A 15,666-nucleotide genomic window follows, 5' to 3' on the forward strand; every position below is an offset into this window, starting at 1 on the left:
CCTAGACCTCCTCCTCAAGCCGCTGCATGAGTGTTGCCATATCTTTATCGCCACGGCCGGATAAATTAATTAATATCGTATCCTCTTTGTCCATTCCGCCAGCTTCCTTAAAAGCCTGGGCAAGTGCATGAGCACTTTCAATGGCAGGAATGATGCCTTCGGTTTCCGTCAAAAGCTTCAATGCATCAAGTGCTTCCTGATCAGTGACCGCCTCATAACGGACGCGTTTCGATTGAAACAACTGGGCATGCTCAGGTCCAATACCTGGATAATCAAGTCCGGCAGAAATGGAATAGGGCTCGGTAATCTGGCCGTTTTCATCCTGCATTAAATAAGTAAGGGAACCATGAATCACTCCCGGCGTACCTTTACTTAACGTCGCTGCGTGTTCAGGTGTGTCGATTCCTTTTCCAGCAGCTTCTACTCCAACCAGCTCCGCATCGTCTTCTAAAAACGGATAGAACATTCCCATCGCATTGCTTCCACCACCGACACAGGCGTAAATCCGGTTAGGCAGGCGGTCTTCGACTTCGAGGAACTGTCGTTTGGATTCATCTCCGATGACGCGTTGAAAGTTACGGACCATTTTCGGATATGGGTGGGGCCCCACGACAGAACCGATTAAATAAAAGTGGTCCTCACAGTTGGCTACCCAATAGCGGATCGCTTCATTAGTGGCATCTTTTAAGGTACCGTTCCCGCTGGAGACAGGAATCACTTCCGCCCCGAGCAGCTTCATACGGAAGACATTCAATTCCTGACGGCGGATGTCCTCCTCGCCCATAAATACTTTGCACGCAAGGCCAAACTTGGCTGCTACTGTGGCGGATGCCACTCCATGCTGACCGGCGCCGGTTTCTGCGATGATTTTTTCCTTGCCCATTCGTTTGGCTAAGAGAGCCTGACCGATCGCATTGTTCAATTTATGGGCTCCTGTATGATTTAAGTCTTCTCTTTTCAAATAGATTTTTGCACCATCTAATTGCTTCGTCAGTTGACCGGCAAAGGAAAGCGCCGTCGGACGTCCACCATATTCCTCAAGAACGTGATGGTATTCTTCAATAAATTGCGGGTCATCCATCGCTTCATTAAGGGCATCTTCCAGCTCCTGCAGCGGTCCCATGAGTGTCTCCGGGACGTATTTTCCTCCAAAATCTCCAAATCTTCCTTTCACATCAGGAAACACTTGTAACATGGCGGTCCACCTCTTTCATGATTGCTTGAATCTTCGCTAAATCCTTTTCTTCATTTGTTTCTATGCCGCTCGAAATATCGATCCCTTCCGGCTGGTAATCCATTAACTTCCCAATATTACCGGGATTAATTCCGCCAGCAACGAGAAAAGGAACATCCTGGTACTGAGCTAAAGAGCGGTATTGAGGAACGGCCTTCCAATCAAAAGCGACCCCTGTGCCTCCTGAAGCTCCATTTACTTTAGAGTCAATCACATAGCCATCCGCTACGCCTTGAAACACATACATCTGCTTTAACCCATTATCCTGGTGATGAATCACTTTCCATATAGGGAGACCAAACGTTTCCTTCAGCTTTAAAATCTCCGAAACCGTTTCATTGCCATGAAGCTGAATGACATCCAGCGGCACAAACGTAAGGACCTCTTCTATTTCTTCAATGGTCGGCTCTTTAAATACACCAACAAGCTTCTGCGCTGGACGTACGTGCTTCAACCACTGGCCCACCTTTTCCGGGCGGACATACCTCTTAGTCTGACGCACAAAAATGAATCCCAGGTGTGAGGCACTGGCCGAGCTGCTTTTAACAAGATCACTGAGGGAGCGGTTGCCGCACAGCTTGACTACTGGTTCCTTAATCATACCCTCACCCCGTTCATTAACGTGTTTACGGCTTGACCAATATGATCCTGCTTAATTAGAGATTCTCCGACGAGCACCGCATCTGCTCCATAACTGACAACCTGCTGGAGGTCATCATAGGTAAAGATTCCACTTTCTGATACGAGCAGCGATTCTTTTGGTGCAAGCTTCGCCATGCGTTCGGTTTGCTCAAGCTTCGTTTCAAACGTATGAAGATCACGATTGTTAATACCGAGAATTTGGGGAGTAAATTCCTTTAATACTCCTTCAAGCGTCTCCTCACTGTGCACCTCCACAAGTACTTCAAGACCAAGCTCTTCCGCTTGTAAATACAGCTCATGAAGCTTCTTCGGTTCCAGAGCTTCACCGATAAGCAGGATGGCATCGGCACCAATATAAGAACTTTCAATCACTTGCAATGCATCTATGATGAAGTCTTTACGCATAACGGGGACTCTCACCACTTTCTTAATGTCCGTCAAAAAATCGCGATGACCCTGAAAAAAGTGCTGGTCAGTCAGGACAGAAATGGCTTGCACGCCAGCTTTATCATAATCGTGACCAATCTTTACCGGGTTAAAGTCCTCGCGGATAATCCCCTTCGATGGAGAAGCTTTTTTCACCTCCGCAATCAGGCCGGCTGAATAAGGAGAATTCTGCAGGGAGTTCTTGAAAGAAACGTGCTCGGCCGGCTGTTCTTCGGGTAGATAAAGTTGTTCGATTTCCTGTTTTTTGATAGCTAGGATCGTTTCAAGCATATTGGCGATTCTCCTTTGCTACGGTGATGGTATAGAAATACTGTTTCACTGTGCCGGATTTGAGGGCTTTCGTTACTTCTTCTACCCCTTCTTTTAGATCTTTCACTTTGCCTGCCACATAGAGGCCTGCTGCAGCATTCATTGTGACAATCGCTGTGGCACTTTCATTGGCTGTACCTTCTATGATTTGCTTAATAATGGCTGCACTTTCTTCTGTGCGCGTGATTTGAATGTCTTCAAGCTTGCCGGTTTTTAAACCTACGTCCTCAGGTGTAAGAGTGAAACGGCGGATTTCTCCGTCCTTAAGCTCGACAAGGTCGGTGGTCCCTGTCACTGTAATTTCATCCAGTCCGTCTCTTCCCGTGGCTAACAATACATGCTTCGAGCCAATCTTATGAAGTGTTTCTGCCATTTTTTCTGCATAAGCTGTATCATAAATGCCGATCAGCTGACGCTTTGCATTAGCAGGATTAGCCATAGGTCCAAGTAAATTGAACACCGTTCTAAACCCAAGTTCCTGACGGGCAGGACCTGCATGTTTCATCGCTTGATGATAAAGCGGGGCAAACATGAAGGTCATGCCATTTTCCTCTAATGCTTTCATTCCTTGCTCAGGTGTCGTGTCGATTGGTACTCCAAGCGTCTCTAACACATCTGCACTGCCACTTTTCGAGGATACTTTACGATTCCCATGCTTAGCTACTTTTACACCCATGGCTGCAAGTACGATGGAAACGGCTGTAGAAATATTAAAGGTTGACGCTCCGTCTCCCCCGGTTCCACACGTATCCACAATTCGATCATCTTCTATGCTGAGCTTCGTCATATTTGCTCTCATTGCCTGGACAAACCCGGTCATTTCCTCCACCGTTTCTCCGCGGTACCTAAGCACACTAAGCATGCTCATTAACTGCCCCGTGGTGACCTTGCCTTTCATAATCGTATCCATTATTTCATAAGCTTCCTGTTCGGTTAAAGTTTCTCCAGCTACGACTTTGCTCAACGTTTGTTTCATTTCGTCTCCACTCCTTCTCGGCTCTGCTCAAATACCTGCTCTGCTAATTGAATAGTTCTTTTCAAGGCACTGGCTTTATTAATGGTTTCCTGAAACTCAGCTTCCGGGTCGGAATCTGCTACAATTCCCGCTCCGGCTTGGATGTAAACTTGGTTATTGATGAGTGTCATCGTCCGTATCGTAATGCAGGAGTCGATGTTTCCATCAAAGCCTAAATAGACAATGCCCCCCCATATAGCTGACGCGGCGTTGGTTCCAGTTCTCTTAGAATTTGCATTGCTCTGACTTTCGGCGCCCCGGACAAAGTACCCGCGGGATAGGAGGCAATTAAAGCATCAATCGGTGACACGCCCTCCTTCAAAGTCCCTGTGACCTTGCTGATGATGTGCATCACTTTGGAGAAACGGCCGATGGTCATATATTCCGGGACCTGCACCGATCCGAACTTGGCAACACGCCCGATATCATTCCGCGCGAGATCGACGAGCATGCGGTGCTCCGCCTGTTCCTTCTCATCAGCCAGCAGATCCTCTTCAAGCGCAAGGTCTTCTTCCTCGGTTTTCCCTCGTTTGCGTGTGCCTGCAATCGGATGAATCTCAAGCTGTCCTTCCTGAACTTCAAGTAACCGCTCAGGCGAACTGCCGATTACTTCAAGCCCCTGGAATTTCAAATAAAACATATAAGGGGATGGATTGACTTTTCTCAGCACGCGATAAAGCTGAAACCCTGTGCAGTTCGTGGAGGACTGAAACCTTTGCGAGAGTACGGCTTGAAAAATGTCCCCTGCGCGGATATATTCTTTAATCTTCTCCACATCAGCTTTGTATTTGTCTGGTTCATAGTTACTCTTTAATTGAAAATCCTTTGCTTCTCCCTGTTCATTTCCAAGCATCAGATCAGGTAGAAAGCTATGATGAGTCAGCCTTCTTTTTACTTCCTTAATCCGCTTCATCGAGTTCTCAAACTCTGTATCAAGCTCAGTTTCTTCATTCAGCCTTGAAAAAGAAAGAATCGTAGTTTCTTTTGTTTTATGGTGATAGGCAATTAATGTCTGGCAAAATAATAAATGATAATTGGATAAGTTCAAATCGTCTTCCACAGCTCTCGGGACAGGTTCATAATCAGATATGGCATCATAACTGATATATCCGACGCCGCCGCCTTTAAAAGGAAGTGGAACTTCCGCTTCTTTTACTTGCAGGACGTCTACGACTTTTTGGAAAGCTGCTTTTAACGAGGCTTCCTCCTGCTTTTCTTTCGTATGAAAGTCATGGATCACAAAAGGCTCCCCTTCTTGCTTGATCTCAATCATCGGATCAAGACCGATGAACGAGTAATTGGACCAGGGGGATTCAGGATCCTGACTTTCAAGCATATATACAGCTTCCTCCTGAAGGGCGTGAAACATGTGAATAGGTGTTAAAGTATCGGTAAAAAAGGATTGTGTTACAGGAATGGTACGGTAATGATCAGCATCCCGTACAAAATTCTGATATGTGGTCATAGGCTCACCTCTCCATATTGGGTATGGAGAATGAGACGTTGAGGTGTATCTAAGGGGGATGAAAAAAAGTTATGCGAAACCGGCTAAGGCGATTAGACAGCTCCTTCGTCCGTCGTTCCCTAAGCTCACTATGCTCTGCTCATCCTCTTCCTCAACTCTGCTTCTCTCATTCTCTTACTATACTAGTCTCTACACTTTCAAACAGTGTATAAAATTCACACAATATTGTCAACCATCTGCCCAGTGTATCATTTCTTCTTACCAGCCTGGTGAAATATTTGTGAGCAGACGGGTAAGGGTATAGAATAAGGAATAATGATGGCTACAAAAAAGGAGAGATTCTTATGAAACCAACCGCATTAATCACTGGTGCTTCCGGCGGGATTGGATACGAATTAGCTCATTTATTTGCCAAAGCAGGCTACAATTTAATTATTGTTGCCAGATCTGAAGACAAACTTATTGCTCTTAAGAATGAACTACATGACCATCCGGTTACTGTCATCGCCCAGGACCTTTCTAAAACAGGAGGTGCAGAGAAGCTTTACAATCGAGTGAAAGAACTCGGCCATACCGTTCAAGTTCTTGTTAATAACGCCGGTTTTGGACTGAATGGCAAGTTTGACGAACTTCCTCTTGCTGAACAGCAGCAAATGCTGCAAGTAAATGTCGCTTCTCTCACTGAATTAACCCACCTGTTCCTGCCTGACATTAAAGCTGCCCCGCTTTTTGACATCCCTAAGGGCATCCTCAATGTGGCGAGTACCGCTGCTTTCCAGCCCGGACCAAGAATGGCAGTTTATTATGCTTCAAAAGCTTATGTTCTTTCTTTTTCAGAAGCGCTCGTTGAGGAATTGCAAGGTACCGGGGTAACTGTGACAACCTTGTGCCCTGGAGCTACGGAAACAAACTTTTTCAAGCGGGCAAACGCAGAAAATACGAAATTAGTAAACACGACGATGTCTGCTGAAGCAGTAGCAAAATCCGGATTCCTTGGATTTGTGAAAGGAAAGAGAGTAGTTATCCCAGGGACACTTAACCAAACCCTTTCCATAGCAGCAAAGGTCATGCCAAGATCGTTTTCTGCCAAGCTTGCCCACTACGTCGATAAATAAGCATGATAAAGAAAGCCCCTGGCATTGGCCAGGGGCTTTCGATTAGGAGTTCACTCTTCCTGCATGCATTTCTTCCGCTGATTTGCGGAAACCGTAAAAAGGGCGGAAACCCTTCTTAGCATAATACTCTTGCGAAGAACTGGCAGCCAGCATCTCCACTCGTGTTCGAGGATAACATTCATGTGCCGCCTGAATGAGTTGTTCGCAAATCCCTTGATTGCGATAATCCTCACGAACCAAAACCTCACAAATAAACAAGGTTACGAGTCCATCAGTCAGACCACGCAGATAGCCGATGATTTCTTCTCCATCGGTTGCTATAAGAGCGGGTTCAGAATTGATCCACGAATACAATGTGTCCTGTGCCCGATCCACAAGACCATTCCATTCTTCTTTTTCATTAAGCTGTTGGATGGCAGAAAAATCACTTTCTTGAAATGAACGGATGTTAACAGTTCCCATGATATCTTCCTTTCCTCATGTTGTTGATCTGATTTCCAAATGAAGTGTATCAATTCACTCTTATGACTTGGGCATTCTTCGTCAGTTTTATCTCTACGGTTCTTACGTCGTTGAATCCCTCTTATTATACTACGAGTGAGCTAGATAAATAGTTTCAGATTTTATTAATTTTTTGCAACATCTTTCTCACTAACTGGTTTCCCCAATGAATTCAGCCTTAATCCGTAATATTTATGCTAAAATATGGTGGTGGCTTCCCTTTAATGTTTTGTAAGGAGAGACGATAGATGAAGACAAAACTATTATTCCTGGCGACCCTGCTTTTGCTTGCGGGGTGTTCATCCGATAACTTATCCCTAAAGGATTTAAAAGAAGCATATCCTGACAAAGTCGCTGCTCCTTTACAATCCCTTTCCAAAGAGGAACAGGATGTTGCAGGCTTCCCGGAAGAGCTTCCGTTTACTCCAAAGTCGGTAAAAGCTTCAGTAGACAACAAACAAGTAAGGATGCATTACCAAAAGAGTGAGGAAGAGAAAGTAATGGTTCGGTCGATCTTTCAGCCAGATGATATTATTCAGGAGTCTGAACTCCAGATCCCTCTAAATTCAGGCGCTGTAGCTGGTGTTCAGGAAAAAGAGGACTATGTATTTGTCGAATGGTATAACAGTGAGGATGACGTTCTCTATCAGCTTGAGTATACCAGCAGTAAGAAAGAAGACCGGACGAAACGGGCGATTGATATTGCCAATTCGATTTAAATGAAGTGAAAAAGCATTCCATTCTGTATGACAAATCGGATAGTGCAGAAATAAAAGGATGGGGTTGAAAATTAAATCCCATTCTTTTATTATGCTTTTTTTGTGAAATACAATTTGCTTCATGGGTCTTATTCAATCGAAAAAATGTTAAAAATGATAGGGCATAGGCACCTGGTACAGGGCAGTAACATACAATACGTATCGTCTTAAGAAGTTATTGAGGAGATGAACGAACCCATGTATTACAATTATATGCCTTACTGGCCCGGATCTTATCCAGCCGTCCAGCAGGACTACCGTCAGATGCCCCATCCTATTCTTCTTTCAGCTATTCAACGATCACCCAATCAAATTGAACTCGTTTATGACCAGCCTGTAGACTTACAATCGGCAACAAATGTTTCGAACTACTGGATCCGAAATAATTTAGACAGACCCGCAGATATTGCCACTCTTGGAAGAAATGATATGATGCTTCTCCCAACGAACAGCCTCACTCCCAATATGGCAATGATTACACCTATGGATAATTCAAAGCAGAGGTTCATTCTAGCTTTCAATGTCAACGCCACACCAGGAGTGCAGTATACGGTGATCCCCTGCTTCGTTAATCTTGAAGGGAGAACAGGGTATGGCGGGGATAATCTATCTCCAAGAAGCGAAAATATTTTCACAGCCCAATGAATGAGTTAAAGCTCCACTAGTCCTGTTTACAAAAATGGGCTGCTTGAAGTCTCTGTTAGGTGGAGAAAAAGGCAGAACGGCCCCCTGTTCATGCCAGTAATGGAGTAAACCAACATAAAAAAACAGTTCAATATTGAGGCTCCTGACTCAACACTGAACTGTTTTCTTCTATTCTTTTCCTGAAAGCTCCTTTATTATTTTATGGTCGATGCTTCTCACGTGCAAATCACGCTGTGGAAAAGGAATTTCAATAGAGTTTTCCCGAAAGATGGCATCGATGCGGAAATTAAGGTTACTGCGAATTCTAATCATATGCTCGGGGTCTGAAATCCAAACAAATAATTCAAAGTTCAGAGAAGAATCTCCAAATTCTTTAAAATTGACGAATGGTGCCGGCTCTATTTTTACCGTCGGTGAATCAGCCGCTTCCTGTTCGGCTGCCTGCAGCAATACCTTCCGGACGAGCGGAACGTCACTTCCATAAGCAACGCCGACCGGAATAACCAAACGGATCACCTTGTCACTGTAGGATCGGTTGACTACATGCTCTTCAAGAAAGTAGGAGTTAGGAACGATAATGTGCTCATTGTCGAGCGTTTTTATAACCGTTGCCCGCATATTAATCCGTTCTACGTCTCCAATGATTTCATCGACAACCACCCGGTCCCCTACTTTGATCGGGCGCTCAAACAAAAGAATGATTCCTGAAATAAAATTTGAAGCAATATTTTGCATACCAAACCCTAGTCCAACTCCTACAATACCTGCGAATACGGTCAAGGCACTTAATTCAAATCCCACCGTAGAAAGACTAATCATAATGGCAATAATCATGATAAGGTAATGAAACGCTTTATCCAATGTAAATTGAATCCCCTGGTCCAGTTCATAACGCTGGTACACGCCGGGGAAAAGGTAGCTTCTTACAAGGAGAGATATTCGGTTCGTCAAGGAAATAATCAAAAAAGCAATGACCAATAAAAAGATGGAAACAGGCTCTGAACCGATGTTAAAAACAGACTGGAACATCCACCCTGTACTCCTGAAATGAAACAGCGTAAACACGAGGATTCCATAAAGGGAAAGCCAATTTACGAGGCTGTGCAGCATTTGATAGACTCTCGTTTTCCTGTTGCTTTTCTTTGAGCTTTCGCGTTTAAAAAACAGGACGAAAATCCAGCGGGCGATTAGAATGATCATCACCCAAATGAAATAGGTGGAAATGGACGCCACCCAAAGGGGACCAGGTATATCCAACATTGACCACTCCTTTACGACTTCTCTATCTTCTCAAGTTTTTTAAAATTCCTGCTGATCGGCCTCGGTGCCTTTAATTGGTCAAAGAAAATCAAGTACGTGTTCTTTTTCCAGTCAATATCCTCAATGGTTCCGGCTCCAAAGACAGGATGTTTTACTCTTACTCCTTTTTTGTACCCCTCCATTTGTTCCATTTCCTTTACATGATAGGAAGAACGAATAAATTCTCTCGCTTCCTCTAGTAAAGCGGGGTCAATGTCGCCCACTTGGTTGTATAAATTTTCATCGACTTCAAATATGAAACGGGAAGGGTATTTCTTCAAACCGCCATGTTGAAAACCTTCCGATTCCGTTAAGTAAAGCTCTTTTTCAGCACGGGTTACGGCTACATAAGCAAGCCGTCGTTCTTCTTCCAAAGCCCGTTCTTTCCGCTGTCTCAAAGCCCGTACGTTAGGCAGTATATTTTCCGTCATCCCTACAACAAACACGTAAGGAAATTCAAGTCCTTTGGCTGTATGAATGGTCATCATCTTCACGGACTCCTGCTGATGATCACGATCATCATCTGTATAAAGCGAGATCATCTGCAAATATTCTTCAAGAGAAAGCTCCTCTCCCAGGGATTGTTCGTAAAGCACAATGGAATGCAGAAGCTCAGATAAATGATCAAGTCTATCCTGATCTCCATCTTCCCGAATATAGGCTTCATAGCCTGTTCGCTGTAAAGCTTCCTGCAGCAATTCAGAAATCGACCCTTCCTCACTCCGCTCTTTTAACGTTTCTATGGATTGGATAAAGTCTTTGGCCCCTGTATTTCTGAGGTGAGGATGTTCCGCATATTTCTTTAACGTTTCATATAAACTTAACCCATCCCTTTCGGCTGTTTCGCGTAAAAACTTCATGCGTTTTTTTCCTATCTGTCTTTTCGGCACATTGACAATTCTCATAAAAGAAAGATCGTCCCCCACAGCCACCATGCGCAGATGAGCGAGGGCATCCTTAATCTCTTTGCGGTCAAAAAATTTAAAACCACCGAAAATCGTATATTCAATATTTTCATGGATGAGTTCCTGTTCAATAAATCGGGAAAGATAATTGGCTCGATACATCACCGCGATTTCCTTTAACGACACACCTTCCTTATCTATGAGCTCCTTTATTCTCTGCACGACCCACTTCGCTTCTTTCAACTCGTCTTTCCCGTGGTAATGAACCACTTTTAATCCATGAGGATTTTCGGTAACCATATCTTTATCAACACGGAAATAATTGTTTTGAATCAAGGAATTTCCCAGTGAAAGAATCTCGGGCGTTGAGCGGTAATTTCGATTTAGAAAGATCGTCTGTGTGTCCTTAAAATAACTTTCAAAATCAACCATATATTTCGGATCAGCTCCCCGCCATTCATAAATCGTCTGATCAGGGTCACCTACAACAAACAGGTTGCCGTGTTTCTCTGCAAGCATCTTCACCAGTTCAAACTGTTTTAAGCTGCTGTCTTGAAACTCGTCTACTTGGATGTAAAACAATCGCTCCTGCCATTTTTCGAGCACTTCCTTATATTGGTCAAACAATACAAAAGTAAAGTTCAGCAGGTCGTCAAAATCCAGGCCGAACACCCGCTTTTGTTTTTTTAAATACCGTTGGATAATTTGGCTGTCCAAATCACCAGTCTCCTCAGCCACGGGCATTTCCCCTCTCATGACCAGCTGGTGAACATAATGCGTATTTCCTTTCAGCATACCCAGTTTATCCAGGATCCTCTTAAAGGTTTTGTCGTTCATCTTTAATTCCATGTCCTCAAAAATTTCTCTTAAAAGGATCTTCTGATCTTCCACATCGAGAATGGTGAAGTTTTTTGGATAAAAGAGCCGATGGATATCCTCACGCAGCACCCTTACACAAAAACCGTGATAGGTCGTGATAAAACCGGTATCCTGCTCCCCGCCAATCAGTTTTTTCACACGCCGCTTCATCTCATTTGCTGCTTTATTCGTAAAGGTCACTGACAGGATGTTTGAAGGTTCTACTCCGAGTTCGTCCACAATATAAGCATAGCGGTGGGTTAAAGCACGCGTTTTTCCAGAACCCGCCCCTGCAATTACACGTATATATCCTTCTGTTGAGGCAGCAGCTTCCTGCTGAGCCTCATTTAAACCGTTCAACAGTTCTTCCATACTTTCCACTCCTAAAAGAACGTTTGTTTGTATGTATTATAGCACAGGTATTAGGGGATTTTGAGGATTGCAGGATGAATCAACGTTGCAATAACATAGAAAAACCTGAAGGAAATGGTTACCTTCAGGTGATTTCAGGCTTTTTCAACGCCTTTTGCAAGCGGCTGAATCGCTTTGTTAATCCGTTCCACTTGTTTGAAATTGCCGATACTATCAAACTCAATGGCCAAAACATCTCCAGGCACAGCAAAAGCTACAAGCCTCTCCTTTAAAACAGATAGTTCATTATTCAGATTATCTTCCTGGATTAATATCGCATAAGCTCCTTCATAACGATCTAATTTGTACTTATTCACCTAAAGGTCTCCTCCTCATTTATTAAAGACACGATGTACAAATAGGAATTTATTAATTCTGCTACTATACCTATAACCCTATTAACCTTTGTTTAAACATGTCGAAAAACAGGTGAGGAACAGGAATAATCCTCTGATTTACCTCTGGACAAGGAAATCATTCCATGTTACATTAAGACTAACGAACGTTAGTTAGTCAACCGAATGGTGGGGATGCCTATGACAAGAGAATCCATTATTGCTGCAGGGTTAAAGTGTTTTGCCCTATATGGGTACCAGCACACTTCCCTTGCAAATATTGCAGACGAAGTTGGAATTAAGAAGCCGTCGCTTTACAATCATTTCGATAGTAAAGAGGCTATTTTTTTAGGGGTTTTGGAGGACGTGTCAAAACGGGAAATGGAATATTTAGATTCTATCACCACACTTTCTGCCAATAACTCCATACAGGACCGTTTACACCAATTATATGATTTATATATCAAGCACATGTCTAATTCAATGGAAGGGCTATTCTTTAAACGGGTCACCTTTTTTCCACCAGAGGAGTTTACAGAAGAGATCAAACAGGTGTTTCTAAAGGTGGAGAATGAAATGACGAAATTGATTCGTCCAGTCATTGAACAAGGGAAAAAGGATCGGGTGGTGCGGCCGTTACCTACAGAAACCCTCACTTCTTCCTTTTATACTCTTCTTGACGGACTGTTTCTTGAAGAAAATTTTTACGACAAGGACGTATTTGAAAAAAGACAATCAGCAAGCTGGGAAATCTTCTGGTTAGGCATTAAGCATCCAGAATTGGAGGAATGATTATGGCCTGGGTGTATTTATTACTTGGAGCTGGGTTTGAGATAGGCTGGGCAATAGGACTGAAGCTGTCTGAAGGGTTTTCCCAGCCTATCCCCTCTATATTGACCGTTATTTGCTTATTCATCAGCTTTTACTTTTTTACAAAATCATTGCGCAGAATTGAAATTGGCACCGGTTATGCAATTTTCACTGGAATCGGGGCTGCGGGCACGGCAATTATTGATATGGCATTCCTAGGCGACGAAGCGGGCGCTGGGAAGGTCTTTTTTATTGGAATTTTGGTCTTTGGCATCATCGGCTTAAAGCTTGCCGATGAGCGCTCTGCCAATGCAGAAGTGGAATAGGAGGTGTGCCGCATGGCATGGGTATTTTTAATAGCAGCAGGCGTAAGTGAAATGATCGCCATGTACTTCCTTAAGTTATCTGAAGGATTTCGATTTATTAAAACAACGATTTTATCAATTTGTTCGTTTGGCATCAGCTTCTATCTTCTTTCTTTAGCGTTAAAAGAGATTTCTATCGGCACCTCATACAGTATATGGACGGGGATTGGGGCGATAGGAACAGTGCTTGTCGGAATCGTCATATTTAAAGAAAATGCCAACCGAAAAAAATTAATATTTATTGGATGCATCCTTGTTGGGGTCGTCGGCTTAAAGCTTGTTTCATAAAGTGAAGTTAGCCATTGAAATCGTCTATTAAAATAGATAAAATATAATAGGAAAAATTTTACGAATAGATGTTCAAAGCTTTACCTGATTTTTTTCAACATTTTTCTGCATTTTTTGCAGGGGTGAATGCCAGGCTTGCCGTCTATATAGTAAAGAAGAAAATGATGGAGGCTTAAGTAATGAGAAAGTTATTATTTGCTATTCTTTTGTTGATCGTGATCAGCTTTGGCTATGTAGGTTATACGAATATGGACAGCGGACTTAACTCCCCTGATTCAGAACAAATGGATCAGTATTAATTAAAAACCCCTTTGCCGGATGGCGAAGGGGTTTTTATTCTGGTTTAAAAGCTTTTGTTTTGCAGTCCTCCCTTTCATGTCTATACTGAAATTTCCTTCATCAAAAAACAGGATAATATCGTAATTCTGTCGGTTATACCTTTTTTCATATTCAAATGTTCATCATTATTAAATAAATTCTAAACTCAACTATCTAAACTTTTTGTTAAACTGTCACAATTTGTCATATAATATTTCTTTATAAAGAACGTGTTGACTATTATAGTAGTTTGGTTGATAATATTGGTAATGATAAACAAATGCATGAGTAAAAGCATTTATCGTAAGTTGTTTCATGAGACTATCCTTTATAAAGAACATTAATCTCTCAAACTTTATTTCGTTTTGCTCTATTCATATTTTTTACCATTTATTATTAATTGGAGGCTGCCAATATGTTTAAAAAAATTAAATTTTTCTTCGGCCGTATCCGCTGCGCCATCAATGGATACCACAAGATCGATGTCGTTACCCGCCGTTGTATGCGTTGTGGTAAATACCGTCCCAGCGAGTATGAATCGTTATCCAATGATCGTTAGTCTCATTTTGTAAAATTACACATATTTCGCCACTCCTCGCATAGCCATAGAAATGTAGTGCAAAACTCTTGAAGGAGGGTGTGATGATTTTGTGTTCAGATGAGAAAAATCATCAAAAATGCCAGGAGTGCAGTGCTCATAAAGAGGATGGCTTCGTTAAAGAAGCAGCAAAAGAGGCTAACAAATTTGTCAGTAATACCGTGGATACGTCAGGAAAAGTCATCAAATCGGTTACTGGTGAAGGCGGGCTAATTGGCAAGACCGTCGATTCTTCCGGAAAAATAGTGAAGAAAGCATCGGAAAAAGGCACAGAAGCCATTGGAAAAACCGTTGATACCTCTTCGAAAGTATTCAAACACTTATCACAAAAAGCTTTTCAACGAAATAAAGAAGATAACAGCAATAAATAAATGATAGAACGCCGCCTATCCCAGGGCGGCGTTCTATCATTTTATAAACATTGCCTTCTATTTTTCTGCAGTCCATTCCCTCCTCCCTGCCCTCACAAACAAATAGCTTTAAAAACATCTCCGTTTACGTAATAATGTTAAAATAGAAATCCTTTTTTTAAGGAGTGTCCACTATGTTAGAAAAGGAAACTCAAGTATTAGTCATATTCCCCCATCCAGATGATGAAGCATTCGGGGTATCAGGAACCATTGCCTCACATAGAAAGCAAGGTACACCGGTTACTTATGCCTGCTTAACACTTGGCGAAATGGGAAGGAATTTAGGGAAACCTCCCTTTGCAACCAGAGAGTCCCTTCCTGATATCCGCCGCAATGAATTACAGAAAGCAGCCAAAGCGATGGGAATTAACGATTTACGTATGATGGGGTTACGTGATAAAACGTTGGAATTTGAAGATGACGAAAAGCTTACTCGGATCGTACGGGACTTAATCAATGAGCTTAATCCTTCATTGATCATCAGTTTTTACCCAGGTTATGCCGTACACCCGGACCATGAAGCAACTGCACGAGCGGTTGTTAGAGCACTCCAGGAAATCGATCCATCCAATAGACCAAAACTTCATGCACTTGCATTCGCAAGAGATACCGAAGAAAATCTAGGTGAACCTGATGTCGTAAACGATATCCGTGATGTCCAGGAAGAAAAATTGAATGCCATGAGAGCTCACATATCTCAAACCGCCCGAATGCTAGAAATGCTCGATGAAGGAATAAAGACAAATGATCCCGAGGCTATGAAGTGGGTAACCAATGAACGTTTTTATACGTATGAATGGGAAGCTTGACCCTGTCCGTCATTCACGGACAGTTTTTTTATGGAACATGAAGGGTAATTAAAAAATAGAAAATTTCAGAATTTGTACAAATGAATAGCCCGGTCGGGTCATAGTGAAAAGGCTTTAGTCATGCTATTC

16 protein-coding genes and 1 pseudogene are annotated in these 15,666 nt (G+C 42.7%); 8 read left to right on the plus strand and 9 right to left on the minus strand.

The annotated features are described in order from the left end of the window. Window position 1: 1 nt before the first annotated feature. The 5 genes and pseudogenes from trpB to trpE all read right to left on the minus strand — a co-directional run bounded on the left by trpB (window position 2) and on the right by trpE (window position 5,112). Window positions 2-1,195, minus strand: a complete 1,194-nt coding sequence (trpB, locus tag MUN89_RS18180; RefSeq protein WP_244709231.1) for a tryptophan synthase subunit beta — start codon at window positions 1,193-1,195, stop codon at window positions 2-4. After that, window positions 1,176-1,835 carry a phosphoribosylanthranilate isomerase gene (locus MUN89_RS18185; protein ID WP_244709233.1) on the minus strand — a complete coding sequence of 220 codons (660 nt, stop codon included), beginning with the start codon at window positions 1,833-1,835 and terminating at the stop codon, window positions 1,176-1,178. Before MUN89_RS18185 ends, trpB begins: the two co-directional genes overlap by 20 nt. Then, complete coding sequence (trpC, locus tag MUN89_RS18190; protein ID WP_244709235.1) at window positions 1,832-2,593, minus strand: indole-3-glycerol phosphate synthase TrpC; 762 nt, start codon at window positions 2,591-2,593, stop codon at window positions 1,832-1,834. Before trpC ends, MUN89_RS18185 begins: the two co-directional genes overlap by 4 nt. Further along, window positions 2,586-3,608: an anthranilate phosphoribosyltransferase gene (gene trpD / locus MUN89_RS18195; protein WP_244709237.1), complete on the minus strand. Its 1,023-nt coding sequence runs from the start codon at window positions 3,606-3,608 to the stop codon at window positions 2,586-2,588. The genes trpC and trpD overlap by 8 nt, the downstream gene beginning before the upstream one ends. Beyond that, window positions 3,605-5,112: pseudogene (gene trpE, locus MUN89_RS18200) on the minus strand (anthranilate synthase component I). The gene trpD and the pseudogene trpE overlap by 4 nt, the downstream one beginning before the upstream one ends. A gap of 344 nt (window positions 5,113-5,456) precedes the next feature. Between trpE and MUN89_RS18205 the strand changes: the two are divergent. Next, window positions 5,457-6,227, plus strand: coding sequence for an SDR family NAD(P)-dependent oxidoreductase (locus tag MUN89_RS18205; protein WP_244709239.1), 771 nt, complete (start codon window positions 5,457-5,459; stop codon window positions 6,225-6,227). 42 nt (window positions 6,228-6,269) lie between these two features. Here the strand turns inward: MUN89_RS18205 and MUN89_RS18210 are convergent, their stop codons facing one another. Further along, complete coding sequence (locus tag MUN89_RS18210; protein ID WP_244709240.1) at window positions 6,270-6,689, minus strand: GNAT family N-acetyltransferase; 420 nt, start codon at window positions 6,687-6,689, stop codon at window positions 6,270-6,272. A 287-nt stretch (window positions 6,690-6,976) separates the two neighbouring features. On the opposite strand from MUN89_RS18210, the gene MUN89_RS18215 reads away from it, so the two are divergent. After that, complete coding sequence (locus MUN89_RS18215) at window positions 6,977-7,447, plus strand: hypothetical protein (RefSeq protein ID WP_244709242.1); 471 nt, start codon at window positions 6,977-6,979, stop codon at window positions 7,445-7,447. A 225-nt stretch (window positions 7,448-7,672) separates the two neighbouring features. Continuing rightward, window positions 7,673-8,131, plus strand: a complete 459-nt coding sequence (locus tag MUN89_RS18220) for a hypothetical protein (protein ID WP_244709244.1) — start codon at window positions 7,673-7,675, stop codon at window positions 8,129-8,131. A gap of 168 nt (window positions 8,132-8,299) precedes the next feature. Here MUN89_RS18220 and MUN89_RS18225 read toward each other — a convergent pair whose 3' ends face one another. The 3 genes from MUN89_RS18225 to MUN89_RS18235 form a co-directional block, all read right to left on the minus strand. Then, entirely contained in the window at window positions 8,300-9,391 is a 1,092-nt protein-coding gene (locus MUN89_RS18225; protein ID WP_244709245.1) for a mechanosensitive ion channel family protein, read from the minus strand. Between the two features lie 11 nt (window positions 9,392-9,402). Continuing rightward, complete coding sequence (locus MUN89_RS18230) at window positions 9,403-11,565, minus strand: ATP-dependent helicase (RefSeq protein ID WP_244709247.1); 2,163 nt, start codon at window positions 11,563-11,565, stop codon at window positions 9,403-9,405. Window positions 11,566-11,699: 134 nt separating this feature from the next. Then, window positions 11,700-11,921, minus strand: coding sequence for a DUF3006 domain-containing protein (locus MUN89_RS18235; protein WP_244709249.1), 222 nt, complete (start codon window positions 11,919-11,921; stop codon window positions 11,700-11,702). A gap of 219 nt (window positions 11,922-12,140) precedes the next feature. On the opposite strand from MUN89_RS18235, the gene MUN89_RS18240 reads away from it, so the two are divergent. From MUN89_RS18240 to bshB2, 5 genes are all read left to right on the plus strand, one after another. Further along, window positions 12,141-12,731 carry a TetR/AcrR family transcriptional regulator gene (locus MUN89_RS18240; RefSeq protein WP_244709251.1) on the plus strand — a complete coding sequence of 197 codons (591 nt, stop codon included), beginning with the start codon at window positions 12,141-12,143 and terminating at the stop codon, window positions 12,729-12,731. Between the two features lie 2 nt (window positions 12,732-12,733). Further along, window positions 12,734-13,075 carry a DMT family transporter gene (locus tag MUN89_RS18245; RefSeq protein WP_244709253.1) on the plus strand — a complete coding sequence of 114 codons (342 nt, stop codon included), beginning with the start codon at window positions 12,734-12,736 and terminating at the stop codon, window positions 13,073-13,075. A 12-nt stretch (window positions 13,076-13,087) separates the two neighbouring features. Then, window positions 13,088-13,402 carry a DMT family transporter gene (locus MUN89_RS18250; RefSeq protein WP_244709255.1) on the plus strand — a complete coding sequence of 105 codons (315 nt, stop codon included), beginning with the start codon at window positions 13,088-13,090 and terminating at the stop codon, window positions 13,400-13,402. A gap of 960 nt (window positions 13,403-14,362) precedes the next feature. Further along, a complete protein-coding gene (locus tag MUN89_RS18255) occupies window positions 14,363-14,689 on the plus strand; it encodes a hypothetical protein (RefSeq protein WP_244709257.1) in 327 nt (108 codons plus the stop codon). Window positions 14,690-14,862: 173 nt separating this feature from the next. Then, window positions 14,863-15,537, plus strand: a complete 675-nt coding sequence (bshB2, locus tag MUN89_RS18260) for a bacillithiol biosynthesis deacetylase BshB2 (protein WP_244709258.1) — start codon at window positions 14,863-14,865, stop codon at window positions 15,535-15,537. Window positions 15,538-15,666: the final 129 nt, after the last annotated feature.

Origin of the sequence: Halobacillus salinarum, assembly GCF_022919095.1 — a bacterium.
GTDB classification, from domain to species: domain Bacteria; phylum Bacillota; class Bacilli; order Bacillales; family Halobacillaceae; genus Halobacillus_B; species Halobacillus_B salinarum.

Excerpts from the sequence above, each read along its gene's own strand:
- trpB (WP_244709231.1), bottom strand. The coding sequence starts at position 1,195 with ATGTTACAAGTGTTTCCTGATGTGAAAGGAAGATTTGGAGATTTTGGA.
- MUN89_RS18185 (WP_244709233.1), bottom strand. The coding sequence starts at position 1,835 with ATGATTAAGGAACCAGTAGTCAAGCTGTGCGGCAACCGCTCCCTCAGT.
- trpC (WP_244709235.1), bottom strand. The coding sequence starts at position 2,593 with ATGCTTGAAACGATCCTAGCTATCAAAAAACAGGAAATCGAACAACTT.
- trpD (WP_244709237.1), bottom strand. The coding sequence starts at position 3,608 with ATGAAACAAACGTTGAGCAAAGTCGTAGCTGGAGAAACTTTAACCGAA.
- MUN89_RS18205 (WP_244709239.1), top strand. The coding sequence starts at position 5,457 with ATGAAACCAACCGCATTAATCACTGGTGCTTCCGGCGGGATTGGATAC.
- MUN89_RS18210 (WP_244709240.1), bottom strand. The coding sequence starts at position 6,689 with ATGGGAACTGTTAACATCCGTTCATTTCAAGAAAGTGATTTTTCTGCC.
- MUN89_RS18215 (WP_244709242.1), top strand. The coding sequence starts at position 6,977 with ATGAAGACAAAACTATTATTCCTGGCGACCCTGCTTTTGCTTGCGGGG.
- MUN89_RS18220 (WP_244709244.1), top strand. The coding sequence starts at position 7,673 with ATGAACGAACCCATGTATTACAATTATATGCCTTACTGGCCCGGATCT.
- MUN89_RS18225 (WP_244709245.1), bottom strand. The coding sequence starts at position 9,391 with ATGTTGGATATACCTGGTCCCCTTTGGGTGGCGTCCATTTCCACCTAT.
- MUN89_RS18230 (WP_244709247.1), bottom strand. The coding sequence starts at position 11,565 with ATGGAAGAACTGTTGAACGGTTTAAATGAGGCTCAGCAGGAAGCTGCT.
- MUN89_RS18240 (WP_244709251.1), top strand. The coding sequence starts at position 12,141 with ATGACAAGAGAATCCATTATTGCTGCAGGGTTAAAGTGTTTTGCCCTA.
- MUN89_RS18245 (WP_244709253.1), top strand. The coding sequence starts at position 12,734 with ATGGCCTGGGTGTATTTATTACTTGGAGCTGGGTTTGAGATAGGCTGG.
- MUN89_RS18250 (WP_244709255.1), top strand. The coding sequence starts at position 13,088 with ATGGCATGGGTATTTTTAATAGCAGCAGGCGTAAGTGAAATGATCGCC.
- MUN89_RS18255 (WP_244709257.1), top strand. The coding sequence starts at position 14,363 with ATGATTTTGTGTTCAGATGAGAAAAATCATCAAAAATGCCAGGAGTGC.
- bshB2 (WP_244709258.1), top strand. The coding sequence starts at position 14,863 with ATGTTAGAAAAGGAAACTCAAGTATTAGTCATATTCCCCCATCCAGAT.